The sequence below is a fragment of the Sutterella wadsworthensis genome, assembly GCF_003315195.1.
GTDB lineage: Bacteria > Pseudomonadota > Gammaproteobacteria > Burkholderiales > Burkholderiaceae_F > Sutterella > Sutterella wadsworthensis.
In genome coordinates this window covers 16402-40751 of the sequence record NZ_QNRV01000003.1, presented here as the reverse complement: position 1 = coordinate 40751, position 24350 = coordinate 16402, and the positions used below count along the sequence as shown (strand labels likewise).

19 protein-coding genes, 1 tRNA gene and 2 pseudogenes are annotated in these 24350 nt (G+C 57.1%); 15 read left to right on the top strand and 7 right to left on the bottom strand.

Annotation, left to right across the window (positions count from 1 at the left end; genetic code table 11):
* Positions 1–63 precede the first annotated feature (63 nt).
* The gene (locus DES29_RS02390; protein WP_005430894.1) at positions 64–813 is read right to left on the bottom strand and encodes a 16S rRNA (uracil(1498)-N(3))-methyltransferase; all 750 of its coding nucleotides are present in this window, start codon (positions 811–813) and stop codon (positions 64–66) included.
* Between the two features lie 211 nt (positions 814–1024).
* Between DES29_RS02390 and tkt the strand changes: the two genes are divergently transcribed.
* The 4 genes from tkt (at position 1025) to pepT (ending at position 6866) form a co-directional block, all read left to right on the top strand.
* Positions 1025–3034, top strand: a complete 2010-nt coding sequence (gene tkt / locus DES29_RS02385) for a transketolase (protein ID WP_113854391.1) — start codon at positions 1025–1027, stop codon at positions 3032–3034.
* Between the two features lie 52 nt (positions 3035–3086).
* On the top strand, positions 3087–4097 hold the full coding sequence (gene gap, locus DES29_RS02380; RefSeq protein WP_016473592.1) for a type I glyceraldehyde-3-phosphate dehydrogenase: 1011 nt from the start codon (positions 3087–3089) through the stop codon (positions 4095–4097).
* Positions 4098–4263: 166 nt separating this feature from the next.
* On the top strand, positions 4264–5466 hold the full coding sequence (locus tag DES29_RS02375) for a phosphoglycerate kinase (RefSeq protein WP_021994793.1): 1203 nt from the start codon (positions 4264–4266) through the stop codon (positions 5464–5466).
* A gap of 146 nt (positions 5467–5612) precedes the next feature.
* Positions 5613–6866, top strand: a complete 1254-nt coding sequence (gene pepT, locus DES29_RS02370; RefSeq protein ID WP_113854385.1) for a peptidase T — start codon at positions 5613–5615, stop codon at positions 6864–6866.
* A 71-nt stretch (positions 6867–6937) separates the two neighbouring features.
* On the opposite strand, the gene ppk1 is transcribed toward pepT, so the two are convergent.
* Both ppk1 and DES29_RS02360 read right to left on the bottom strand, forming a co-directional pair.
* Positions 6938–9358 carry a polyphosphate kinase 1 gene (ppk1, locus tag DES29_RS02365; RefSeq protein WP_113854383.1) on the bottom strand — a complete coding sequence of 807 codons (2421 nt, stop codon included), beginning with the start codon at positions 9356–9358 and terminating at the stop codon, positions 6938–6940.
* 214 nt (positions 9359–9572) lie between these two features.
* Positions 9573–10238 carry a VTT domain-containing protein gene (locus DES29_RS02360; RefSeq protein WP_005430882.1) on the bottom strand — a complete coding sequence of 222 codons (666 nt, stop codon included), beginning with the start codon at positions 10236–10238 and terminating at the stop codon, positions 9573–9575.
* 226 nt (positions 10239–10464) lie between these two features.
* Here DES29_RS02360 and mutL point away from each other — a divergent pair, with 226 nt between their 5' ends.
* Positions 10465–12492 carry a DNA mismatch repair endonuclease MutL gene (gene mutL, locus DES29_RS02355; RefSeq protein ID WP_021995657.1) on the top strand — a complete coding sequence of 676 codons (2028 nt, stop codon included), beginning with the start codon at positions 10465–10467 and terminating at the stop codon, positions 12490–12492.
* Positions 12493–12512: 20 nt separating this feature from the next.
* On the top strand, positions 12513–13454 hold the full coding sequence (gene miaA / locus DES29_RS02350; RefSeq protein ID WP_373112576.1) for a tRNA (adenosine(37)-N6)-dimethylallyltransferase MiaA: 942 nt from the start codon (positions 12513–12515) through the stop codon (positions 13452–13454).
* 80 nt (positions 13455–13534) lie between these two features.
* Here the strand turns inward: miaA and purM are convergent, their stop codons facing one another.
* A complete protein-coding gene (gene purM / locus DES29_RS02345; RefSeq protein ID WP_016473598.1) occupies positions 13535–14563 on the bottom strand; it encodes a phosphoribosylformylglycinamidine cyclo-ligase in 1029 nt (342 codons plus the stop codon).
* Between the two features lie 303 nt (positions 14564–14866).
* On the opposite strand from purM, the gene DES29_RS02340 reads away from it, so the two are divergent.
* The 7 genes from DES29_RS02340 (at position 14867) to DES29_RS02310 (ending at position 19851) form a co-directional block, all read left to right on the top strand.
* The gene (locus DES29_RS02340; RefSeq protein WP_005430861.1) at positions 14867–15607 is read left to right on the top strand and encodes an HdaA/DnaA family protein; all 741 of its coding nucleotides are present in this window, start codon (positions 14867–14869) and stop codon (positions 15605–15607) included.
* A gap of 7 nt (positions 15608–15614) precedes the next feature.
* Positions 15615–16301, top strand: coding sequence for an HAD family hydrolase (locus DES29_RS02335; protein ID WP_021995655.1), 687 nt, complete (start codon positions 15615–15617; stop codon positions 16299–16301).
* A gap of 16 nt (positions 16302–16317) precedes the next feature.
* The gene (pcnB, locus tag DES29_RS02330; RefSeq protein ID WP_021995654.1) at positions 16318–17772 is read left to right on the top strand and encodes a polynucleotide adenylyltransferase PcnB; all 1455 of its coding nucleotides are present in this window, start codon (positions 16318–16320) and stop codon (positions 17770–17772) included.
* Positions 17772–18266 (top strand): 2-amino-4-hydroxy-6-hydroxymethyldihydropteridine diphosphokinase, encoded by a 495-nt coding sequence (gene folK, locus DES29_RS02325; RefSeq protein WP_021995653.1) that lies wholly within the window; start codon positions 17772–17774, stop codon positions 18264–18266. Before pcnB ends, folK begins: the two co-directional genes overlap by 1 nt.
* A 22-nt stretch (positions 18267–18288) precedes the next feature.
* A tRNA-Leu gene (locus DES29_RS02320) sits at positions 18289–18372 on the top strand.
* A gap of 489 nt (positions 18373–18861) precedes the next feature.
* Positions 18862–19332, top strand: coding sequence for a hypothetical protein (locus tag DES29_RS02315; protein ID WP_005430857.1), 471 nt, complete (start codon positions 18862–18864; stop codon positions 19330–19332).
* 3 nt (positions 19333–19335) lie between these two features.
* A complete protein-coding gene (locus DES29_RS02310; protein ID WP_021995652.1) occupies positions 19336–19851 on the top strand; it encodes a hypothetical protein in 516 nt (171 codons plus the stop codon).
* 78 nt (positions 19852–19929) lie between these two features.
* On the opposite strand, the pseudogene DES29_RS12700 reads toward DES29_RS02310, so the two are convergent.
* The 3 genes and pseudogenes from DES29_RS12700 to yjgA form a co-directional block, all read right to left on the bottom strand.
* Positions 19930–20550 (bottom strand): annotated as a pseudogene (locus DES29_RS12700) (alpha/beta hydrolase); the annotation flags it as partial.
* A 207-nt stretch (positions 20551–20757) separates the two neighbouring features.
* Positions 20758–21363 (bottom strand): annotated as a pseudogene (mog, locus tag DES29_RS12695) (molybdopterin adenylyltransferase); the annotation flags it as partial.
* A 30-nt stretch (positions 21364–21393) separates the two neighbouring features.
* Positions 21394–21954, bottom strand: coding sequence for a ribosome biogenesis factor YjgA (gene yjgA, locus DES29_RS02300; RefSeq protein ID WP_113854379.1), 561 nt, complete (start codon positions 21952–21954; stop codon positions 21394–21396).
* 110 nt (positions 21955–22064) lie between these two features.
* Here yjgA and queA point away from each other — a divergent pair, with 110 nt between their 5' ends.
* Together queA and tgt are read left to right on the top strand one after the other, a co-directional pair.
* Entirely contained in the window at positions 22065–23114 is a 1050-nt protein-coding gene (gene queA, locus DES29_RS02295) for a tRNA preQ1(34) S-adenosylmethionine ribosyltransferase-isomerase QueA (RefSeq protein WP_021995649.1), read from the top strand.
* 23 nt (positions 23115–23137) lie between these two features.
* Complete coding sequence (gene tgt / locus DES29_RS02290) at positions 23138–24271, top strand: tRNA guanosine(34) transglycosylase Tgt (RefSeq protein ID WP_016473605.1); 1134 nt, start codon at positions 23138–23140, stop codon at positions 24269–24271.
* The last annotated feature ends 79 nt before the right edge of the window (positions 24272–24350 follow it).

Below are 24350 nucleotides of genomic sequence, written 5' to 3'. Positions count from 1 at the left end.
GATATTGAAACGAAGAAGAGCGTGTCTGCAGCAGAATGCGGCGCTCTTTTTTCCTGATGGGCCTCAGCAGGCACGAGGAAGATCACCGACAAGTGTCTGAGCCCAAATAGCCGCGGCCAGTCCTGCGGTTTCCGTGCGCAGAACACGCGGCCCCAGAAGCTGAGGCCGCCAGCCGTGAGCGGCGGCGAGCTCGATTTCGCGAGCAGAGAACCCGCCCTCGGGTCCGACGGCAAAGGCGACGGAGAGGAGTCCCGGCAGCATGCTCGAAGCCGCAGAGGCATCGGCACCGGGCGCCAGAACAAATTTGACGTCTCCAGAAACAGTCTTAAAGCCGGCTTCAAGAGAGGGGACTGCCCGAACGAGGGGCACGACATTGCGGCCGCACTGTTCAGCCGCCGAGCGGGCAATGTCGGTGAGACGGGCCAGACGTTTTTCCAAGCGTTCCCCGGCAAGCTTCGTCACGCTGCGTTCGGCCGGCATGAAGATAATTTCAGAGATGCCGGCTTCAACAGCTTTTTCGACGATCCAGTCCGCTTTTTCCGGTGCAACGAGGCTTTGAAGGAGCGTTATCGCCAGGGGAGACTCTGCTGTGCGGTCCGTGCGGTGCTCTAGCTCCACCCAGGCCGAGGCGTCCGAAAAACCGACGGGCCCCGACCAGGCAGCTCCCGTACCGTTAAAGAGTTCAACGATCTCACCCGCGGCCAGTCTGAGCGATCGACCGGCATGACGAGCGGTTTTGGGAGGCAGTTCAAAGCGTCCGCCCAGTTGGAAGGCGTCAGTAGGGGCGTCGATGAAAAAGCGCGGCGTCGGCATGGGGGAGTACAGCGGAAGGAACGAGGGAAATGGACGGTCCGACACGGAGTCAGATGGTTTGAGCCGGATTGGCTTCGGTCGTCATGTTTGTTTTAAGCATCGAATCGACCACCCTTAAATGATAAAATCTTTAGTTTCAGCAGGGGCTCCTTAAAGACGGAGTATTCCCCGCTCAAGCTCTCACCTTCTCTCTTCCGCAAAAGCAAGACACATGTCACAGGTCTCCCCCCAGACGATGGCGAACGCGATCCGCGCGCTCGCGATGGATGCTGTTCAAAAAGCGAAGTCCGGCCACCCCGGCATGCCGATGGGCATGGCAGACATCGCCACGGCGCTCTGGACGCGTCATCTGCGCTTCAATCCGCAGGATCCCAAGTGGTCGGGCCGCGACCGCTTTATTTTGTCCAACGGCCACGGTTCGATGCTGCAGTACGCACTGCTTCATCTGACGGGCTTTGATCTGTCAATGGATGATCTGAAGGCTTTCCGCCAGCTTGGCAGCCGCACGCCGGGACATCCGGAAGTGGATATCACGCCGGGGGTGGAAACGACGACCGGCCCGCTCGGACAAGGTATCGCCAACGGTGTCGGCATGGCGCTCGCAGAGAAACTGTTGGCCGCTGAATTCAATCGAGATGGCTTCCCGGTCGTCGACAATCGTACGTATGTGTTTTTGGGCGACGGCTGCCTGATGGAAGGCATCAGCCATGAGGTCTGCTCACTGGCGGGCGTCTGGAAGCTCAATAAGCTCATCGCGCTTTACGATGACAATGGTATTTCGATTGACGGTGATGTACGCGGCTGGTTCCGCGATGACACCCGCGGCCGATTCGAGGCCTATGGCTGGAATGTGATTGGTCCGGTCGACGGACACGACATCAACGCCGTTGATCAGGCGATCGCTCAAGCGAAGGAATCCGCAGAGAAACCGACGCTTATCATCTGCCGCACGACAATCGGCAAGGGTTCTCCCAACCGTCAAGGCACGGCCAAGGTGCATGGCGAAGCGCTCGGCGACGAAGAGATCGCCGCGACGAAGGCCGCTCTCGGCTGGACTTACGGTCCTTTTGAGATTCCGCAGGATGTTTATGCAGCATGGGATCATCGCGCTGAAGGGGCGAAGGTCGAAAAAGAATGGCAGCAGACGTATGCGGGTTATAAAGCCGCTTACCCGGAACTGGCCAAGGAACTCGAGCGCCGGCTGGCGGGCGATCTTCCTGACCAATGGGATGCCGCCGTCATGGATGCTGTTTGTCAGGCTGCAGAGGCGGCCGAAACGGTGGCCACCCGCAAGGCCAGTCAAAAGGCGCTTAATGCGCTGGCCCCTGTCCTTCCGGAGCTCCTTGGCGGTTCGGCTGATTTGACCGGGTCAAACCTGACCAACTGGTCGGGCTCGACGAGCCTGAATACGGGCGACTTCCATGCACGTCACATCAGCTACGGCGTGCGCGAATTTGGCATGTCGGCCATTCTGAACGGCATTGCGCTTTACGGCGGATTCATTCCCTACGGCGCGACGTTCCTTACTTTCTCGGATTATTCGCGCAATGCCCTGCGCATGTCCGCGCTGATGAATCTGCGCGCCATCAACGTCTTCACGCACGATTCCATCGGGCTCGGTGAAGACGGTCCGACACATCAGTCGGTTGAACACATTCCCTCGCTGCGTCTTATCCCGGGCATGGATGTCTGGCGTCCCTGCGATACGGTTGAGTCCGTTGTGGCTTGGGCGAGTGCCATCGAGCGCCGAGACGGCGCTTCCTGCCTGATTTTCTCGCGTCAGAACGCAGCTTTCATCGACCGTGACGAAGTAGATGCGGATGCGATCGCTATGGGCGGCTATGTCGTCGCCGAAGCCCCCTTGGGTGAAGGCGAAGCGCAGGTCGTGCTGCTCGCGACCGGTACGGAGGTGGGGCTTGCGATGGATGCGCGCGCTAAACTCGCCGCGCTCAACATCAATGCCCGTGTGGTATCGATGCCTTGCACGAGCCGTTTTGACCGCCAGTCGACGGAGTATCGTCAGTCGGTGCTCCCACCGGGACTGCCGGTGCTCGCCATTGAAGCATCAAAGACTGATCTTTGGTGGAAGTACTTTACGGGGCGCGGCGACGTGCTTGGCGTCGACAGCTTCGGTGAGAGCGCGCCGGCCAAGGATCTTTGGATCAAGTTCGGCTTTACGGTCGACAATGTCGTCTCCAAGGTTGAGGCGCTCCTCCAGTAAATCCCTTTGTTTTTTACCCATCCCTTTCTTCAATATCTAGGAAGTTTCCGACATGACCATCCGTGTTGCCATCAATGGGTTCGGCCGCATCGGCCGCAACGTGCTCCGCGCTCATTACGAGTATGCCAAGCAGCACGACGTTGAAATCGTCGCCATCAATTCTCCGGGCGACCTTGCAGTGAACGCCCATCTCCTGAAGTACGACACGGTGCACGGCCGCTTCACTACGCCCGTTGAAACGGACGGCAAAGACATGATTGTCGGCGGGGATCGCATTCACGTCTTCAAGACGCGAGATCCCCGTGAACTGCCCTGGGCCGACCTCGGTGTCGATCTGGTGATGGAGTGCACGGGAGCCTTCAATTCAAAAGAAGCCTCGATGGTGCATATCGAATCCGGTGCGAAGAAAGTGCTGCTTTCGGCCCCTGGCAAGACCGCGGACGCGACGGTGGTCTACGGCGTTAATCAAGATGTGCTTAAGGCCACAGATCTCGTGGTGTCGAACGCCTCCTGCACGACCAACGGTTTGGCGCCGCTCGTCAAGCCCCTGCAGGACAAAATTGGCATCGAGCACGGTTTGATGACGACGATTCATTCGTACACGAACGACCAGGTGCTCACCGACGTCTACCACAAGGATCTGCGCCGAGCCCGCGCTGCGACGCACTCGATGATCCCGACGAAGACGGGCGCAGCCAAGGCCGTGGGACTGGTGCTGCCGCAGCTGAAGGGCCGTCTGGACGGCTTTGCGGTCCGCGTGCCGACGATTAATGTGAGCTTTGTCGACCTGACGTTCATGGCAGAACGCGCGACCTCGATCGAAGAAATCAATGCGATCCTGAAAGAGGCGAGCGAGGGCGAACTCAAGGGCATTCTCGGCTACAACGATGAGCCGCTGGTGTCGATTGATTTCAACCATGATCCGCGCAGCTCTATCTACGATTCGACGCTCACGAAGATGTCTGGCGACCGCCTTGTCAAGGTTATGGCCTGGTACGACAATGAGTGGGGCTTCTCCTGCCGAATGCTCGACACGGCCTGCGCGATGATGGCCGCCAAGTAAGCTCTGAAAAATCAGACGTAAAGTGAAGCCCAATTTCATTGGCTGAAGCAATATCTGCCGCCCGCGGAAGCGTCCGAATGCCGGATGCTCCCGCGAGGCGGTTTTTTCTTTGGACTTACGGTCTAAAGAAGATCCAACGTATTTTTAATGCAAAGGAGCAGTTTCCATGCAAGTGAAGACTCTGGATTCCCTGGCCGCCTCGGGCGTTTTGAAGGATAAGCGTGTTCTGATCCGCAGTGATCTGAATGTGCCCCGCAATGATGAAGGCGCGATCACCAATGACGCTCGCATTGTGGCGAGTCTTCCGGCCATTAAGACCGCGCTGCTCGCGGGTGCGGCCGTGATGGTGACGAGTCATCTGGGCCGTCCTAAGGAAGGTGTTTTGCGCCCGGAAGATTCTCTGCAGGTCGTTGCCGATCGCTTGGGGGAACTGCTTGGCCGAGAAGTACCGGTTGTTCAGGATTGGATCGACGGTGTTGAGGTGAAGCCCGGTGAGCTGGTGGTGCTGGAAAACTGCCGCTGCAATGTGGGTGAAAAGAAGTGCGATGAGGCGCTTTCAAAGAAATACGCTGCGCTTTGTGACGTTTATGTCAATGATGCCTTCGGTACGGCTCACCGCGCAGAGGCGACAACGGTCGGCGTGGCGAAGTACGCTCCGATTGCTTGTGCGGGTCCCTTGATGGCCAAGGAAATCGAAGCACTCTCCAAGGCGCTCGGCAGCCCCTCTCGCCCGCTCGCCGCGATTGTTGCCGGCTCAAAGGTGTCGACCAAGCTCACGATTCTCTCGAATCTCGCCGAGAAAGTGGATCGCCTTATCGTGGGCGGCGGCATCCTCAATACGTTCTTGCTCGCAGCTGGCCGTCCGATCGGCCAGTCGCTCGCTGAACCGGATCTGGTGGACGAATGCCGCAAGGTGCTCGAGATTCTTGAAAAGAAGGGTGCAAAGCTGCCGATGCCCGTCGATGTCGTGGCGGCCAAGGCTTTTGCGACTGATGCTCCGTACCGCGTTTGCAGTGTTGATGAAGTGGCCGATGACGAGATGATCCTGGATGTGGGTCCGAAGACCGCAGAACATCTCGCACACGAACTGCGCTCTGCCGGAACGATCGTTTGGAATGGTCCGGTGGGTGTCTTTGAGATGAAGCCCTTTGCCAAGGGAACGGAAGCGCTGGCCTATGCGATTGCCGAGGCGACCGATAAGGGGGCCTTCTCCATCGCTGGCGGCGGTGATACGGTCTCGGCCGTCAACGCCTTCGGTGTGGAAGACCGCATTTCCTATATCTCCACGGGCGGCGGTGCTTTCCTCGAGTTCCTGGAAGGCAAGACGCTCCCGGCCATCGCCGTTCTCGAAGAACGAGCAGACCAATAATTCGCTCGGCGCCCCGCTGCTCAGCTCCGACTCCCCTTGATGCCAAGACAAACCATTGGCGGGTTTGACGAGGCTCCGGAGCTGAGAAGCGGGTTGTTGATGCGGCAGAAAAAATGTGCAGGACCAACAGCAGAAGTGAGGACCCTATGATTAATCGTGCAAACGAATTGCTCGAGCGCTTTATGCGCTACGCAGCCGTTACAACCCAGAGCGAAGCGGGGGCAAAAACTGTGCCGAGCACGGCGGGACAGCGCGTGCTCGCACAGATGCTTGCCGAAGAACTTAAAGCGCTCGGGCTCTCGGATGTCGAAGTTTCCGAATATGCTGTCGTCACCGGCCGGCTGCCCTCCAATCTTCCCGCAGGGGCCCAAGCGCCTAAGGTGGGTTGGTGCGCACATCTGGATACGGTCGACGCCGGACTTTCCCCGGACATTCATCCGCAGGTTGTGAAGAACTATCAAGGGGGCGACATCTGCCTTAATGCAGAGAAGAACCTTTGGCTTCGCGTGGCTGAACATCCTGAAGTGGAACGCTACGTAGGCGACGATCTGCTTCTTTCCGACGGCACGTCAGTGCTCGGCGCAGACAATAAGTCTGCCATTGCCAACATTATGACGGCACTGCACATCATCGTTGAGGAAGGTCGTCCTCACGGTGATATTTATGTTGCTTTTGTGCCGGATGAAGAAATTGGTCTTTGCGGCGCGAAGAAAATTGACTTTTCAAAGTTCCCGGTCGATTTTGCCTACACGATTGACAGCTGCGAACTCGGTGAAATCGTTTGGCAGACCTTCAATGCCGGCAGTGCCTGGGTGGATATTCAGGGCATTACCGCACATCCGATGTCTTCGAAGGGACAGCTTTTGAATCCGATTCTGGTCGCGCACGACTTCATCGGCATGCTTGACCGCGGTCAGACGCCGGAATTTACCGAGAAGACTGAAGGGTTTGTATGGGTGAACGGCATTCAGGGCGGTCCCGCCAAATGCCGCGTGTCGCTTAAGCTCCGAGATCACAGCCTCAAGCGCTATGAAGAAAAAAAGACACTTATCCGCGCCATCGTCGACTGCCTGCGCGTGCGCTATCCGCGCGCGAAGATCAATCTGACGATCGAGGATGTCTACGGCAACATTGCCGACGCTATCAAACCCGAGAACAGTGCATGCATTGACATGCTGCGCCGCGCGATGGAAATTGAACATGTGACGGTAAAGGACATTGCCATGCGCGGAGGCACGGATGGTTCCTTCATTTCCACGCAGGGTATTCCGACGCCGAATTACTTCACGGGCGCACACAACTTCCACAGTGCCTGTGAGTTCATGCCCATGTCTTCGTGGCTGAAGAGCCTTGCGGTGACACTGAGGCTTGTTGAACTCGCCGCTGGTGTGACGAAGTAATTGACCGTTTCGCTTCAAAAGAACGGGCGGCTTGATTTGCTCAGGCCGCCCGCTCTATTTTTTATGACGCGCTATTCCACTCGTCCGTAGTGCTTGGCAAGCACTTCCTGCGAGTCCACAGCTTTTCCGTGTCTGGGCGGAGCGAGCCGCACATAAGTGCCGTCACTCTGGAGCTTCCAGCTCTGCACATTGTCGGCAAGCTGCAGGTCAAGTGTGGCCTTGATGCGGCTGCGGATGGCGGGATCGAGCACTGGGACGAGCACTTCAATGCGGCCGTCGAGATTGCGCGGCATCAGGTCGGCTGAGCCGATGAGCAGGAACGGATCATCGTTGTTGCGGAACCAGTAGGCTCGAGCATGCTCCAAGAAGCGCCCGACGATGCTGACGACTTGAATATTGTCGCTGATGCCCGGAATATTGGGGCGCAGGCAGCAGATGCCGCGGACGATCAGAGAAATCTTCACGCCGGCTTGACTTGCTGCATAGAGCGCCTGAATGACGGCGCGGTCAACGAGCTGATTGCACTTAAAGATGATTTCGCCCTTGCCGGTTTTCTGGTGTTCTGCCGCCTCGCGCTCAATCGCAGCAACAATGGAACTGCGGGTACTGTGAGGCGAAACGACTAGACGGCGGTACGTCGTCTGATCCGAGTAGCCCGTCATCACGTTGAAGAGGTCGGAGACGTCAGCGCAGATGGCCGCATTGGCCGTAAAGAGCGCATAGTCTGTATAAATCTTCGCGGTGGAAGGGTTGTAGTTGCCCGTTGAGATGTGAACGTACCGAGTCATGCCGTCGGCCTCGCGGCGCACGACAAGGCAGAGTTTGGCGTGAATCTTGAGGCCGGCAAAGCCGTAGACGATGTTGACGCCGGCCTTTTCCATTTCCTCGGCCCAGTTGATGTTGCGTTCTTCATCAAAGCGGGCTTTGAGTTCAACGACGGCCGTCACTTGTTTGCCGCGGCGTCGTGCATCGATCAGTGCGGCGACAATCGGACTGTTGCTGCCGCATCGATAGAGCGTCTGCTTGATGGCGACCACCTGAGGATCCGCAGCGGCGCGACGAATAAAGTCGAGTACGCCGCTGAAGCTTTCATAGGGATGGTAGAGGAACACGTCTCGGGTTTTGATGGTGCCGAAGATGTCGCCCTCGGAAAAGAGCAGCGGTTCAAGTCCCTTATATGGCGCATCCTTCAGGGCAGGACGATCGAGACCGCTCAAAGCCATGAATTCCGACATGGCCATTGGGCCTTTGATGCGAAAAAGCTGGAAAGGCAAAAGTTCGAGCTTATCCATCAGGAAGTTGGTCAGCGCAGCATCGGTGCCGGCTTCAATTTCAAGACGGATCACATCGCCGAAGCGGCGTTGGTCAACGAAGTCCTTGACGGCGGCTAAGAGGTCGTCAGCTTCATCCTCTTCAATTTCGATGTCGGTATTGCGGGTGATGCGGAAAACGCCCGACTTGACGACTTTGTGTCCGGGGAAGAGCTTGCCGAGATGTTCGCGGATTAAGTCTTCGAGCAGAATGATGTCGTCATCGCGCCCGGAGGAGTTGAAGCCCAGTTCAGCATAGGCAGATTCTTTCGTGCGGGGCACGAAGATGAAGCGCGGCATGTTGTTGGGGCACTTGAGGCGCGCATAACGCATGCTGCTGTCAACGGCTTCGAGCTCGACAATAAAGTTGAGCGACAGGTTGGAAATGGTCGGGAACGGATGCCCCGCATCGATGGCCTGCGGCGTGAGAATGGGATAAATCTCGTTGTCAAAGTACCCTTCAAGGAAGGTCTTCTGCTTTGCCGAGAGATTCTTCCACCGCCGGATGGCGATGTCTTTTTTAGCAAGCTCTGGCGCAAGCTTGTTTTTCCAGTGGTTCTGCGCTCTCGCGAGCATTCCGAGCACGCGGCGCCGAATTTCGGCGAGCTGCTTCACGGGCGGCAGGCCGTCAGCCGAAGTCGACGCCGCTCCCATCTTGTACTGACGAATAATGTTGGCCACGCGGACCATGAAGAATTCGTCAAGATTGTTGTGGAAAATGGCGAGGAACTTGAGCTGTTCAAGCAGCGGCACGCTCAGATCGCAGGCTTCTTCGAGCACCTTGCGGTCGAATTCAATCCAATTGAGCTCACGGTTAATGTAGAGCAGCGGATCGGAGAGGTCTGGCACGCCTTCTACGGGCGGGAGCGGCGGCGGCGCAGATTCGAGCGAAGCCGTACTGGAAGCGGAAACTTTGACCGCTTTGACTGTTTTTACGCTTTTCGCGCTTTTGACCGTCTTCGTGATTGTCTTTTTAGACGCCGTGCTGCGGCGGACTGCGGTCTTTTTGACTGCAGTGTGTTCGCTTTTCACTTCAGCTTCGGCAGGTTTGGCGTCTATTCCTGCGGGCTGGACAGCTGCAGGCTTGTCGGTCCTTGCTGTCGACTCTTTGGCTGCGGTTTCTGCACCCTCGGTCTGGAGTGCGGAAGCAGCTTTGCGGCTAAGGGTTGGTTTGTCTGACATCGAATGTTTTCACCGGGAATGAAAGCAGGTCTCATCTATTCTAAGCGCGCACCATTTCAAAACGATGAACCTGCAGTCTCTGACATATCTTGAGAAGACCGGCAGTGCGTCCGAGAGGGAGGGAAAGACCTCATTAAACGCTTTGGCCAATAAGCACATGGGAGCGCTGGCAGCGCTCCCATGACGGCTTTTGAAGATCGGTGAGGTCAGTGTCTCAGAATTTGTGTTCGCGCTTTTCGTGCATCTTCTGATACGTCTTCCAGACGTAGCCCACAAGAATGGGGCCCATAGCGGCAGCAACGACTCCGAGAATGAGGATTTTCGAAAGATTCTGCTGAATGAAAGGGATGTTGCCGAAAAGGTAGCCTGCACCAACGATCGATACCGCCCAGAGAATGGCGCCGAAGCCGCTGAAGAGTTCAAAGCGCAGACCATCCATGCGGGCTGCGCCGGCCACGAGCGGCGCGAAAGCGCGCACGATGGGGACGAATCGGGCAAGAACTACTGTTTTCCCGCCGTGTGAGAGATAGAAGCTGTGGGCGTGCTCAAGCTTCTTGGCATCAATCCAGTGAATACTGCCGTCATAAATTCGGTTGCCGAGCCATTTGCCAGTCGCATAACCTAGGGAATTCCCGAAGATTGCCCCCAAAATCACTGCCAGCATGATGAGCCATGGGCTGGCTGTGCCGGCTGCCGCAACGGTGCCTGCCACAAAAAGAAGCGAATCTCCCGGCAGAAACGACATGACAACGATGCCGGTCTCCAGGAAAAAGATCACGAACATTGCGATGTAGATAAGCGTGCCGTAGTCAGTGGCGATTGACACTAGAAAATGGTCGGCGTTGGTAAAGAGCTCGACGATGAGTCCGAAGAGGTCCATGATCTTGAAAGTACAATTTTGTTTTATGCGAAAGAGTCGAAGGGACTCGATGCTGTCTGCGGAGGCGGCTTAAGGGGAGTTGAACCGCAGCGATTCGAGCAGATCAGAAGCAGGGAGACAATGATAGCTGTTTGCTTCAACTAACTCTGATAGGCTGATGTCTCTTTGAATATCGCAGACTTCTGCCGTTCTGACCAAGACGGCAATACTTGCATACGTTTTTCTCATGCAGCCTAATCGTCCAATTGCAGAACTTTCGAGTCAGCTCATCAGTCAAATCGCCGCGGGCGAGGTGATTGAACGGCCGGCGTCCGTCGTCAAGGAACTTGTTGAAAATGCAGTGGACGCCGGAGCAGATCGCATTGAAGTGCGCATCGACGGGGGCGGGCTTTCACGGATTCTGGTGAGCGACAACGGCTGCGGTATTCCTAAAGCGGAATTGCCGCTGGCGGTGAAACGCCACGCGACGAGCAAAGTGGCCACGCTCGCTGATCTGGAAGCAGCAACGACGCTGGGTTTCCGCGGGGAAGCACTGGCATCGGTCGACTCCGTTGCGGAACTCATCATTGAGTCCAAAGCCGCGGGTGCGGGCGAAGCCTGGCGCATTCAGCGCGGAGCCGTCGAGCCGGCCGGCGGGATGACCGGCGGAACGCGCGTAGAAGTGACGGATCTTTTTTATAAGACCCCTGCGCGGCGCAAATTCATGAAGTCCGAAAGTACGGAAACGGCGCATGTGACGGCGCAGATGGAGCGCATCGCGCTAGCCAATCCGCAGGCCGCTTTTTCGCTTTATGCCAATGGGCGGCGAGCCATGCAGCTTGAGGCCGAGTCTGCGGAAGACCGCATCAAGGCGCTGATGCCCAAGGATTTCAAAGAGGCCTGTCGTCCAGTATCGGCTGAGTCGGACGGTTGGAAGCTCACGGGATTGGTGGGGCTTCCCACCATTTCTCGTACGCGCGCGGACGGTCAATACCTATTTGTCAACGGCCGCTTCATTCGCGATCGAGTGATGAACCATGCGGTGCGGGCAGCCTATGCTGATGTGCTTCATGGTCAGGCTCAGCCGCTTTACTGCCTTTTTCTGACCATTCCGCCCGAAGAGGTGGATTCAAACGTGCATCCGACAAAAACAGAGGTGCGCTTTCGGGATTCGAGCCGCGTGCACAGCTTCATTCTGCATGCGGTTGAGGCGGCGCTTGCACCGCCCCTCGCACAGGCGGCCGGCGGGGCAGCCGTTGTCCCGCTCGCCGATGCGTCTCTGGGCTCAGTTCCAGCGCGCCGTGAAGCAGCGCTTTTTGGCCGTTCCTCACTCGCCGAACCGCAAGAAGCCATTGCGGCAAAAGTACCTGCGGACCATCCCAATGCGCTTTGGGGTGCTCCGCCAACCGGCACGGGATTTGAACGTGCTGATTCTGAGCGTCCGGCGTCGGCCGCTTCCGGCAAACCGGTGCTGCAGCGCTTTCCCGCCGCTTATGGAGAGCGTCCCAAAGCCCCTTCGCCCGTTGCCGTAGCGGCAGCCATGAAGTTTTATGACCCCAATTCGTCTTCAGGGGAAGCGGGCGAACCGAAATCTTTGGAGCCCCAGAAACTGCCGCAAATGGAGCAGGAGGAGCATCCAGCGCTTTTTACGCCGCTTCAGGCACAGTCTGACGGCAGGGGATTCCTTGGGCGTGCATTGGCGCAGGTAGCCGGTGTTTATATCTTGGCCGAAAATGCTTCTGGTCTTGTCATCGTGGACATGCATGCGGCTGCCGAACGCGTGCTTTATGAACGAATGAAGCGGGTCATGGCGGAGTCAAAGCTTGCGGTACAGGAGCTGCTGATGCCGCTGGTTGTGCGGGTGACGCCGGCACAGTACGCGGCATTTGAGGAATTTGAAAAGGGAGAAGTTTTTGCGGCTCTGGGCCTTATCTGCACGGGCGCAGATGAAGGTGCTGTGGCGCTTCGCGGCGTGCCGGCCATGATCGCTGAGGCACCGTTGGGCGAACTGGAAGCACTCCTTCGAGAGGTACTCGACGATCTCGCAGAATTTGGTGCTTCAGAAGCGATGGATGTGCTGAAAAACCGCATTCTCTCCACCATGGCTTGTCACAATGCTTTCCGGGCCAACCGCAAACTTTCGCTGCCGGAAATGGATGCGCTTTTGCGCGACATGGAAAAAACGGAGCGCGCAGATCAATGCAATCACGGCAGGCCGACATGGACAACGCTTTCCATGACGGATCTCGATCGACTGTTTATGCGGGGCCGCTGATGACTGATCAGCCAATGAACATGGGTCAAGCAGCTCAACCCCAGGCACTCTTGCTTTTGGGGCCGACGGCTTCGGGGAAGTCCGCGCTCGCACTTCAACTTGCCCGTTTGCTCCCGGTGGAAATCATTTCAATCGATTCTGCGCTGGTTTATCGGGGCATGGATATTGGGAGTGCAAAGCCGACATCCGCAGAGCTTCAAGCCGCGCCGCACCATTTGATCGATATTCGCGCAATCAACGAACCTTACAGCGCCGCAGATTTTGTGGCGGATGCTTCCCGACTTGTTCGGGAAATTCGTGCTCGCGGCCGATTGCCGCTGATTGTGGGCGGCACAATGCTCTACGCCAAGGCCATTCGTGAGGGTATTGACGAAATGCCGTCTACCTCTCCAGAGGTTCGCAGCGCCGTCGCTGCAGAAGGTGCTGCCAAGGGGTGGCCTGCGATGCACGCGGAGCTCGCCAAGATTGATCCGGCCGCTGCAGAACGATTGGCTCCAAATGATAAACAGCGGATCGGCCGCGCTTTGGAAGTCTTTCGCATGACGGGGAAGCCCCTTTCACAGTTTCATCGCAAAACGCCGCATCCCGCATTCCCGATGCTTACTGCGGCATTGGTGCCTGAAGATCGGGCTGCGCTGCATGAGCGCATTGAAGAGCGGTTTGACGCAATGCTCGCCGCAGGACTGCTCGATGAAGTGAGGCAGCTGATGGCGGAGCCGGGGTTTGATGCCAATTCCCCTGCCATGCGGGCTGTGGGGTACCGACAGGCTGTTGAGTTTTTGGAAGGCCGCACGAACTATGCGGCATTTCGTTTGGCCGGCATCGCCGCTACGCGTCAGCTCGCTAAACGCCAGCTGACTTGGCTGCGTTCAATGCCCGACGTCATCAAAATTGAACCCTTTGCACCGGACGCTTTCGAGACGCTCCTAAGGCTCGCGCAGCCGCTGGTGCCGGCGGGCTGATCGCCCATCAACCAAAAAGCGCTCCGACTGTAAAGGTCGGAGCGCTTTTTGAAACGCATACCGTTCAGAGGTGCGGCCGATCAGAGCACGACGCAGGGGGCTTCGCCCGCCGGAAGCGTCGAGATTTCACCGATGCGGAATACCTTTTCACCTTCGGCTTTGAAGGCTTCCATAGCGCGGTCAGCGTCTTCAGCGGAAACGATGACGACGAGACCGATGCCGTTATTGAAGACGCGGTACATCTCGTGACTGTCAATCTGACCTTTTTCTTCAAGCCACTCGAAGATCGCCGGGCGGGTCCAAGAGCTGCCGTCAATGCGGCACTGAACGCCTTCAGGAAGAACACGGGGCACGTTTTCAATCAGGCCGCCGCCGGTGATGTGGGCCATGCCCTTAATTTGCACCTTCTTCATGACAGAGAGCACTTGCTTGACGTAGATGCGGGTGGGTTCCATCGCACGGTCGGCAAGGGTCGCACCGTCAAAGGGCATCGACCAGTCGGCTCCGGCAACTTCCACGACCTTGCGCAGCAGCGAGAAGCCGTTGCTGTGCGGGCCGCTTGAAGCAAGACCGAGCACAACGTCGCCCGGTTTAATCGTCGTGCCGTCGATGATTTCGTCCTTTTCAACAACGCCCACTGCAAAGCCGGCGAGATCGTATTCGCCTTCGGGATACATGCCCGGCATTTCGGCAGTTTCGCCGCCGATCAGTGCGCATCCCGCGAGTTCGCAGCCCTTGGCCACACCTTTGACGACTCGTTCGGCGACATCCACGTCGAGCTTGCCGCAGGCATAGTAGTCGAGGAAGAAGAGGCTCTTGGCACCCTGCACGAGAATGTCATTTACGCTCATTGCTACGAGGTCCTGACCGACAGTGTCGTGACGGCCAAGTTGAAAGGCGAGCATGAGCTTCGTGCCGACGCCGTCGGTGCCGGTGACGAGAACCGGGTTGCGGTAGTCACGGCTTACTTCGAAAAGGGCGCCGAAGCCGCCGATCGATCCGAGCACGCCGGGGATCAGCGTGCGTTTGGCAGCGGGCTTGATGCGTTCAACGAGTTCATCGCCAGCGTCGATTGAAACGCCGGCAGCCGCGTAGGAGAGTTGGCTCATGAGGGCTCATCCAAAAGGAAAAACGCTCGTGCGCAAAGCAGGTCGGCCGGGAAGCCGAAAAGCACTGCAGGCTCCGGGGAAACGAAGGGCGCAGGAGCAGGTGAAAAACGTTGGGCGTGAGTATAAGACAAGCGCCTTCTTGAATACCTATCAGAAGCCTTATGAAGTTGCGCTGACGCACAAAGATATGGATGCATTGAAACCGACGAACGGCTCGAGAATGCTGACGAAAAACATTAAACTTCCATCCGCCCCGAATTTCCCCCGCCCCTTTACTCATCAGCTGACGCGTTTTCTTCACTCGTGCAACCGATCGCTCAAAATCCCGATCAATACCTTCTCGATCTGCCGGAACTGCAGGGACGGGATCGGCCGACCTTCGAAAACTTCGTGGTTGGCAGCAACAGCGAAGCTGCCGCTGCGCTCGCACGCATGGCGGCTGATGAGGGACCGAAGTTCCTGTATCTGTATGGTCCTCGCGGCGCAGGACTTTCGCATCTCCTGGAGGCCTATCTGCCGGGAACGGCCGCGGCGCTCTATCCCGTACCGATTTACCAGCCGGGCGTAAAACGTTATGCAGTGGACGACATTGACGCCTTAGACGAAGGCTATGCGCGGCAGCTGCTGCAGCTGCAAAACGCTGTCTATGTTGATCCTGACGCACGTCTGGTTTGTGCCGGCAGGCTGCCCCCGAAGGAGCTTAAGCTTCCTGCCGGCGTCATCAACCGCCTTTTGGGCGGTCTCTGCTATGCGGTAGAGCCGCTCAATGAGGAAGATCGCATTCGGGAGCTGGCTCGACAAGCGGCGCTTCGCGGCATACTGCTCACGCCCGACATCGGGCAGTGGATTTCTGCGCATCTGCCGCGCGATATGCGTTCACTCACCCGGGTAATGGATGTTGCCAATCAGATTGCACTGCATGCACAGCGCAAGGTGACGCTGCAGGTGATCCGGGAAGCTGCCCGTGCGGCCGGTATGGCTGAGGATGAAAGCATTGCGCAGCAGGGTGAAGCGCCGACTGCGCTCTTCGGTACAGGTCATTGATGACGTAATGAAGCTTGCTGTTTTTGATTTGGACCATACGCTTTTGCCGATTGATTCCGGCGATGCCTGGTCGCATTGGCTGGTGCGGAAAGCCGGTCTGGATGAAGAGAAGATCGGTGCTCAGATTGAGGCTTATGCGCAAGCGTATCGAACGGGTCATTTTGTTCCGCTGAGCTTCATTCGCTTTCAGTTTGGACTGCTCGCCGCACAAAAGCGCCAAGATTTGGAAGCCTGGCGGGCATCCTTTATTGACGAAGTGATTCGTCCCGCGGTGCGTCCGGAAGCGTTGCAACTTGTTGCTCAGCGGCGACTGGCAGGATACGAGGTGGTGCTCGCTACCGGAACACATCGTTTCGTTACGGCGCCTATTGCAGCGCTCTTTGGCATTGAGCATCTTATTGCCGCAACACCGGAGATTGGCTCTGACGGTGAATTCACGGGTGAACTCGTGGGGCTCGACAGCTATGGCGAAGGCAAACTTGCGCTGATCAAAAACTGGATGGCGAACCATGCGCCGAGCGGCGGTTTTGAGGCATTTGAAGGATGGAGTGATTCCATCAACGACAAGCCTCTTTTAGAATTCGCCGCGGGCTTTCAGCCGCACGGCCGGGCCGTTGCCGCAAATCCTGATCCGCAGCTCGCGCGTTTGGCGCTGGAGCGCGGATGGGAGGTGGCTTCGGTGTTTCGAAAATAAGAAAAAAGGAATCCCCATGTTTGATTCAATCGTTAGCCGCGTCCGCTCTTTTTTAGGTACTTCGGCCAACGTGGAGCCGCAGCGCGAACCGCGCATCATCCCTAAGGAAGTTCATGGGATTGATCCGGAACTTGTCGCCTGGCAGGCCAAACGCTGCTGTGAAGCGCTGCAGCGGCGCGGTTACCGCGCCTACATTGTGGGCGGAGCAGTGCGTGACTTGCTTCTCGGCGTGGCGCCGAAAGACTTTGATGTGGCCACCGATGCCACCCCGGAAGAAGTTAAACGTGCGCAAAAGCGCGCCATTATCATCGGCCGACGCTTTCGTCTCGTGCATGTGATTTTCGGGCAGGAAATCATTGAGTGCTCGACCTTTCGAGCGCTCGAAGGCGCCGGGGTGCGCAAAGACAGCAGCGGCAGAGTGATTTCCGACAACGTCTTCGGCGAAATGTGGGAGGATGCGGCTCGCCGCGACTTCACGATTAATGCGCTTTACTACGATCCTGCCACCGAAGAGATCTATGACTACCACCATGGTTTTGAGGATCTCGGCAAGAAACGGCTCCGTATGATCGGCAATCCCGAAGAACGCTACCGCGAAGATCCCGTTCGTATGATTCGCGCCGTGCGTATTTCGGCAAAACTGGGCTTTGCCATTGAACCGGCTACTGAACGTCCCATTGCTCGGATGGCAAAGCTTCTTTCAAATGTGCCTTCAGCGAGACTGGTCGATGAGGCGCTTAAGCTTCTGACCTGCGGACATGCTGTTGAATGCGTGTCGCGCTTGCGTAAGGAAGGGCTCGCCGAAGCCGTGCTGCCGACGCTCAACCGACTTTTAGCGACGCCGGACGGAGAGGCTTTCCTGATGCTCGCGCTTCGTCGTACCGACGAGCGTCTGGCCATTGGAAAGCGGATTTCACCTTTTTTCCTTTTCGCGACGCTGCTCTGGCCTCAGGTACGACTGCGCTGGCAGCATAACGAAGAGGTGCGGGGACTGCCTCGGCTGGCTGCACTCCACGACGCAGCCGTCGAAGTGCTCGAAACGGAATCTCATTCGCTCGCGATTCAGCGTCGTTTTCAGAGCGACATGCATGACCTGTGGGTTCTGCAGGCGCGTCTTGAAAGACGTACAGGCAAGTCTCCCTATTCTGTTATCAATCATCCGCGCTACCGCGCGGGCTACGATTTTCTGCTTTTGCGCGCGCAGATGGGAGAGGTGCCTGAGGCGCTTCCGGCGTGGTGGGATCATTTTGTGCAGGCCGACAGCGACGAACGCGCTGAAATGGTAAAGGCCGCCCAGATTGAAGCTCGTCAGACCGGAGAGGATGCTCGCCGCGGCCGCTGTGCCGCGCTGCAGGCCGGCAATGATGCCCCGGCAGGTGAGGAGCGAGAACGCCGTCGACCGCGTCGTCGTCCTCGTCGTTCGCGAAGCCGTCGTCCTGTGGACCATGTCGGCAGCGGGAGTTCTGAATAATGCCTCGTGCCTGGATCAGTCTTGGCGCGAATCTCGGTCGCCCCCAAGCAACACTGACCGCTGCGGCCAAAGCACTTGAGCAGAGCGAAGGCATTGCTCATCTGAGGCTCTCGAGCTTTTACAGCACATCCCCGGTGGATTCCTCCGGACCGGACTACGTGAATGCCGCGGCAGCAGTGGACACGAATTGTTCGCCCGAGGCACTTCTGAAGCTTTTGCAGCGCATTGAATATGCTCATGGCCGCGTTCGGCCTGCGGGCGTACGCAATGCACCGCGAACGCTCGATTTGGATCTGCTCGCCTATGAGGGTGAGGTACGATCGACTGACGGGCTCACGCTTCCGCATCCCCGGATGAATGAGCGGCTCTTTGTGCTGGTGCCGCTCGCTGAAATTGAACCCAACTGGCGCAGCCCTGCCGGCCTTCCCATTGCAGAACTTATCGAGCAGGTCATCCGTAAAGATTCCACTCAACACATCCGCAAAATTTCCTAACTTGTGGCATACTTTCTTTCCTCCCCGGGTGGCGGAATGGTAGACGCAGCGGATTCAAAATCCGCCGGGTAAAACCGTGCGAGTTCGAGTCTCGCCCTGGGGACCAAATGATGATCCCGAGCTGTTTTTGACGGCTCGGGATTTTTTTATATTTCAAGGATTTGGATGAGAGCTTCGTTTACGGGAGTTCGTATGAGTTCGCCTGCTTGCGCTCTTGGTGAGTACGCTCATGAGTCCTTTTTTGTTGATGTGTGCTTATTTCGTTCCGCGGGGTACTAAAAAAACTGGAAAGAATGCAGAACCAGACGCCCTTTGCGACCGCTGGCGCATGGCTAAGACCGACGCCCGAAGGCGGTGCAGTCAAGAGCTAAATGCCGGGAGGAATGAATTGTTGTACGTATACAACATGATTCCATATAGCTCTTTTATTTGAAGATTACCGCTCTTTGACTGACGCACAGTAAAAATCGTCGATTTTTAGTTATTGGCGGAATACGAGAAATCTCGATTTGCCGAAATAAAGTGTGTTTTCACCTATGATTGGCGGACTGTTGACGTGTCAACAGGCAAAAAATCAAACCAAAGGGACTTTCTCATGCAAATTCGCGTAATTTTTGCGGCCGTTGCTGCTGTGGCCATTCTTGCTGGCTGCGCCGCCGGGAATGATCGACTTCGCAATTTGAACTCTCAGCAGATTGCTGAGCAAATTGTGGATACCCAGACGAATCGTCAGGATGTCGTGGCACTGCTTGGTGAACCGAATACCACGCAGCAGGAAGCCGACGGCACCAAAGTGCTTGAATACACTTGGGTTCGTTCGCGTCCTTCGGCCAAGAACTTCATTCCGCTTAATCCGATTGATGAATTCCCGACGACCAAGAAAAGCCTGCGCGTTTGGATCGATGACAACGATCGCGTTGTGAAGCATGAATATTCAGGCGTCTTTTATGTTTACCGCAAGCCGCTGATCGGTTCGAATTCCACGCACAGCATGCGCCCGCTCACACAGGAAGAGCTCGACGGTCTTGCGGATCCGACGGAAGAAGCTGCCGCTGACAAGGAATAACTCATGCAGCGACGTACATTCATGACGGCTGCTTTGGCGACGGCAGTACTTTCGCTCGCCGGCTGTGCAGCACAGACACGGGCGGACACGGATATGCCCGCCGAAGCTTTTACGCCCGAGGGTGCCAGACGGTATTTGGCAAAGTGCCGAACCGCTCGAGAAGCTATTCAGGTTTATGGCGATCCCGAACGCACGATGAAGAGCAATACTCGCCCGTCGCAAAAGGGGTTTGTCTGGGAGTGGGTTGGCGTTCGTCCGAGTTTTCTCGCAGACAAAGATCTACGGAGCTCCCGTACGCCGACGGTAAAGCGGGAACTTCATGTCTGGTGCGGTTCTGGCGGTGAGATCGTTGACATCGAAGTCGTCGGCTTCTTCTACACGCAGGTGAAGCTGCCGGCGTTATCGCCGATTTTTGCCGAGCTTCGTGCCTTGAATGCCGATGAGCTGCAGTCGCTCAAAGTGCCCGTTGCTTCGGGTGAGGTACTCGAGGAATACAACGCTTACTACGCAGGCCAATAGTTCGTTCGATTGCCGTATAAAAGGCGAAAGCCCGAAGGTTTGCACATTCCTTCGGGCTTTCGTTTGTTCGGCGATGCTTTATGCGTGCTGCGCAATCGAATTAAGGAATGCCGCGATATCGCGCATTTCATCCGCACAGACTTCATGATCCATGGGATAAGTGCGCGTTATGAGCGTGGAGTCGATTTGCGCAATGACTTCAGCACTGCGTTCAGCCATGACGGCCGGCACCACGGAGTCGAAGTCGCCGTGCGCAATAAAGATCGGCGTGCGGCGAGCTGCCGGGGTAGCTTCGGAGAAGAGCCGGCCGGCAAGCGGCAGGTAACCCGAGAGCGCACAAATGCCGCCGATGGGTCTGGCCAGCCGCAGTCCCGTAAAGAGTGAGATCGCTGCGCCTTGGGAGAAGCCGCCGAGCACAATAGTATGGCGTGGGACACCTTCCGCCTCCAGTTCGTCAATCAATTGTGCAACACGAGCGGAGGACGCTCGAATGCCGAACTCATCCTCGGCATCGTCGATGTTTCGGCCGGGAATATCGTACCAGGCACGCAGCGGCGGATAGTCAGGACTGCGAGAGAGCGTGCGCATCGGAGCATTGGGGAGTACAAAGCGGCAGGCAGGACCGCCGACATGCTCGATTTCGTCGGCAAAAGGCGCAAAGTCACTGTTGTCAACCCCCATGCCGTGAAGCCAGACGCAGGTGAGGCGCGGACGAGCCCCCGAGCGCGGCATTACAGTCAGAATGTCTTTTGGCGCAAAAGCAGGCGTTTTGGGCTGCGGCTGGGGCGCAGGTTGGGGTGCAGACTGAGGCGCGGCAGCGGTTGCCGGCTTGTGTTCAGCCTTTGGCTCTGCTTTGGGAGCTGCCGCAGCGGCCTCTTTGACGGAGTCGGCTGACTGAGAGACCGTACGACGGGCGCTCTTCGGCCGGAAGGCTTTTACGACGTCTTCATTGGTTTCAATGTAAGGACCGCCGATCAGATCAATGCAGTAGGGAACGGCAGCAAAGATGCCGTTGACGAGACTTTTTCCGGATTCGTCCTTCAGACCTTCGAGCGTTTCAGCAATCGCTTTGGGCTGGCCGGGAAGGTTGAGAATCAGTGCTGCATGATCGGGTGTTTCGCGAAGGACGCCGACTTGGCGCGAAAGAATTGCCGTCGGAACAAAGTGACCGGAAATGGCGCGCATTTGTTCGCCAAAGCCAGGCATTTCGCGGGTAGCAACCGCGAGGGTCGCTTCGGGCGTGACGTCGCGTCGAGCCGGTCCCGTGCCGCCCGTCGTCAGGATGAGGTCGCAGCCGACGATGTCGACGAGTTCGCGCAGCGTCTTTTCGATGTCAAAACGCTCATCGGCAATGAGACGCTTATGGATCTTGACAGGCGTTTTGACGGCTTTGCGGCACCATGCCTCGAGAGCCGGGATGCCCTTGTCTTCATAAATGCCCTGACTCGCTCGGTCCGAGACCGAAACGAGGCCAAGGATGAGTTCGTTGTCAGCACTGCGCGGTGGCTTCATCAAAGACCTCACAAAAATAAAATTTGGAAATCAGTTTTCTTCGACTTCAATTTCTTCGGCCATCATCAGGTCGAGCGGTTCATCGAAATAGGCATAGAGCAGACGATAAAGTTCGCGAGCACTCTTTGGGGGCTTAGCCTGCTCGCGTTCGCGGCGGGCGCTGCGCACGAGTTCGCGCAGCCGCCGAATATCGATGTCGGTATGTTCGTCAATAAAGTTTTTGACGGCTTCGTCGTCAGCGAGGAAGCGGTCTCGGAGCGCTTCACAGCGATGCTGGAGTGCTACTGCTGCGCGGGATTCGCCGGTTGCTCGCGCAATGGCTTCACGTACGGCGGCCGGATCCATGTCGCGCATTTTCTTGCCGATCAGCTGAAGCTGACGACGCTGAGCACCGAAATTACGCATACGGCGGTATTCGATGATTTCGTCGTAGACAGCTTCCGGGAGTCCAATCTTCTTGAGCGTTTCGTCGCCCATGCCGGTCATGACGCGGCCAAGCTCCTGGAGCTCGTTCTGCACACGCTTCAAGTGCGATTTTGATGGGCCGCGGAACTCTTCTTCTTCGTCGTCTTCAATCTGGTTGGGGCGCATAAGGACCTCGTCTTCAAGAGAACTCACAATGATAACGACATGGGACGCTGCGAACTCCGTTAGAATGCCGGCTCTTTTGTTTTTTTATCCGCTTTGTGGCCAGTAAAGCCATGCAAGAACAACATCTTTCAGATTTCGATTTCGAGCTTCCGCCGGAACTCATTGCCCAGTATCCGCTGGCAGATCGCGCCGCTTCGAGGCTGCTTCATATTACCGAAGAGGTCATTGAAGACTGTACTTTTCGGGATATCGAAAAATTCCTTCGCCCCGGCGATCTCCTCGTTGCCAACAATACCCGCGTGATTAAGGCGCGGCTTCTCGGCGCCAAGGCTACGGGAGGAGCTGTCGAGGCGCTCATTGAGCGTGTGACAGGTGAATTCACCGCCATCGCTATGGTTCGCGCAAGCAAGAGCCCGAAGCCGGGCTCGAAACTCTTCTTTGCCGCCCCCGGCACTGACCTCAAAGCTGAAGTCGAGGTCACGGGTCGGGCCGGTGAATTTTTTGAGCTGAAGTTTGCCGAACCTGTTCTGCAGGTGCTTGAAGCTTTCGGCCGTGTGCCGCTGCCTCCTTATATCGAACATGCGCCGGAAAAAGCCGATGAAAGCCGCTACCAGACGGTCTATGCACGTCATCCCGGTGCCGTGGCGGCGCCTACGGCTGGGCTTCACTTTACCGATGATCTCCTGAATCGTCTGAAGGCCAAGGGCGTGGATATTGAATACGTGACGCTCCATGTGGGAGCGGGCACTTTTCAGCCCGTGCGTGTGGAAAACTTGTCCGAGCACCACATGCATTCGGAGTGGTTCAGCATGCCCGAAGATGTGGCTGCCCGCATCAATGAGGCGAAGGCTCAGGGCCGCCGCGTCATTGCGGTGGGGACGACCTCACTGCGCACGCTCGAGAGCGCTGCGGATCGCATCGGTCATGTTGAGGCTGGCGCGCGCGATACCCGTTTGTTCATCATGCCGGGCTACAAGTTCCGCATCGTCGATGCGCTCGTGACAAACTTCCATCTGCCCAAATCCACTCTTGTCATGCTCGTGTCGGCATTGGTCGGCCGCGAGCGAATTCTCGAGGCGTATGCCCATGCCGTGCGTGAGCATTATCGGTTCTTCAGCTACGGCGACGCCTGCTTCATTGAAAAGGCCCGCGGGGCCTGACCGCACTCCTGGAGTTAAACGCAATGGCATTCAGCTTTACGGTCAAGACGCGGTGCGGCAAAGCCCGCCGCGGTACGCTTGAACTCAACCACGGTATCGTCGAGACTCCGATCTTCATGCCGGTCGGCACTTACGGCGCTGTCAAATCTATGGCGCCCTATGAGCTCAAGGAGGTCGGTGCGCAGATCATTCTCGGCAACACTTTCCATCTGTGGCTTCGCCCCGGACTCGAAGTGATCGGCGCTCACGGCGGCCTTCACGGGTTCGGCCGGTGGGATAAGCCCATCCTCACGGATTCGGGCGGATTTCAGGTTTTCAGTCTCGGCGAACTGCGTAAGATCACCGAGGAAGGCGTTCGCTTTGCTAATCCCATCAACGGCAGCAAACTTTTCCTGACGCCTGAGATCTCGATGCAGATTCAGCACACGCTCAACAGCGACGTGACGATGGTGCTCGACGAATGTACGCCCTATAAGATTGGCGACCGTCCGGCGACAGAAGCCGAAGCCGCCGCTTCCATGCGGATGAGTCTGCGCTGGGCCAAGCGTTCGAAGGATGAATTCGACCGCTTGGAAAATCCCAATACGCTTTTTGGCATTGTGCAGGGCGGTATGTTTAACCACCTGCGTGAAGAGTCGCTCGAAGGCCTGAAAGACATCGGCTTCCACGGCTATGCGTTGGGCGGCCTGTCAGTGGGTGAACCCAAGGAAGAGATGCTTCGCATTCTCGACGAAGTCGCCTACAAGCTTCCCGAAGACCATCCGCGCTATCTGATGGGGGTGGGGACGCCTGAGGATTTGGTTGACGGCGTCTCTAGCGGCATCGATATGTTTGACTGTGTCATGCCGACCCGCAACGCGAGAAACGGCTGGCTCTTCACGCGCTTTGGCGACCTGAAGCTAAAGAACAGCCGCTATCGCAATGACTTGCGGCCGCTTGATCCGTCGTGCACGTGCTACACCTGCCGCAACTTCAGCCGTGCATATCTTCATCACCTGCACAAGGTGGGGGAAATCCTCGGTGCGCGGCTCAACACGATCCATAACCTTCACTACTATTTAACACTTATGGGTGAAATTCGCGCCGCCATTGAAAACGGCACGTTTGAAGCCTGGAAAGTGCAATTTCGTACGGATCGTGCGCGCGGCATTGAATAAGACAATAAGACGTTCTCGATGTCTTAAGGTCATGCCGCTCAACGCTTCCTTATAATCACAACCTTCCAAAGTGGGTCTT

Excerpts from the sequence above, each read along its gene's own strand:
- DES29_RS02390 (WP_005430894.1), bottom strand. The coding sequence starts at position 813 with ATGCCGACGCCGCGCTTTTTCATCGACGCCCCTACTGACGCCTTCCAA.
- tkt (WP_113854391.1), top strand. The coding sequence starts at position 1,025 with ATGTCACAGGTCTCCCCCCAGACGATGGCGAACGCGATCCGCGCGCTC.
- gap (WP_016473592.1), top strand. The coding sequence starts at position 3,087 with ATGACCATCCGTGTTGCCATCAATGGGTTCGGCCGCATCGGCCGCAAC.
- DES29_RS02375 (WP_021994793.1), top strand. The coding sequence starts at position 4,264 with ATGCAAGTGAAGACTCTGGATTCCCTGGCCGCCTCGGGCGTTTTGAAG.
- pepT (WP_113854385.1), top strand. The coding sequence starts at position 5,613 with ATGATTAATCGTGCAAACGAATTGCTCGAGCGCTTTATGCGCTACGCA.
- ppk1 (WP_113854383.1), bottom strand. The coding sequence starts at position 9,358 with ATGTCAGACAAACCAACCCTTAGCCGCAAAGCTGCTTCCGCACTCCAG.
- DES29_RS02360 (WP_005430882.1), bottom strand. The coding sequence starts at position 10,238 with ATGGACCTCTTCGGACTCATCGTCGAGCTCTTTACCAACGCCGACCAT.
- mutL (WP_021995657.1), top strand. The coding sequence starts at position 10,465 with ATGCAGCCTAATCGTCCAATTGCAGAACTTTCGAGTCAGCTCATCAGT.
- miaA (WP_373112576.1), top strand. The coding sequence starts at position 12,513 with ATGGGTCAAGCAGCTCAACCCCAGGCACTCTTGCTTTTGGGGCCGACG.
- purM (WP_016473598.1), bottom strand. The coding sequence starts at position 14,563 with ATGAGCCAACTCTCCTACGCGGCTGCCGGCGTTTCAATCGACGCTGGC.
- DES29_RS02335 (WP_021995655.1), top strand. The coding sequence starts at position 15,615 with ATGAAGCTTGCTGTTTTTGATTTGGACCATACGCTTTTGCCGATTGAT.
- pcnB (WP_021995654.1), top strand. The coding sequence starts at position 16,318 with ATGTTTGATTCAATCGTTAGCCGCGTCCGCTCTTTTTTAGGTACTTCG.
- folK (WP_021995653.1), top strand. The coding sequence starts at position 17,772 with ATGCCTCGTGCCTGGATCAGTCTTGGCGCGAATCTCGGTCGCCCCCAA.
- DES29_RS02315 (WP_005430857.1), top strand. The coding sequence starts at position 18,862 with ATGCAAATTCGCGTAATTTTTGCGGCCGTTGCTGCTGTGGCCATTCTT.
- DES29_RS02310 (WP_021995652.1), top strand. The coding sequence starts at position 19,336 with ATGCAGCGACGTACATTCATGACGGCTGCTTTGGCGACGGCAGTACTT.
- yjgA (WP_113854379.1), bottom strand. The coding sequence starts at position 21,954 with ATGCGCCCCAACCAGATTGAAGACGACGAAGAAGAAGAGTTCCGCGGC.
- queA (WP_021995649.1), top strand. The coding sequence starts at position 22,065 with ATGCAAGAACAACATCTTTCAGATTTCGATTTCGAGCTTCCGCCGGAA.
- tgt (WP_016473605.1), top strand. The coding sequence starts at position 23,138 with ATGGCATTCAGCTTTACGGTCAAGACGCGGTGCGGCAAAGCCCGCCGC.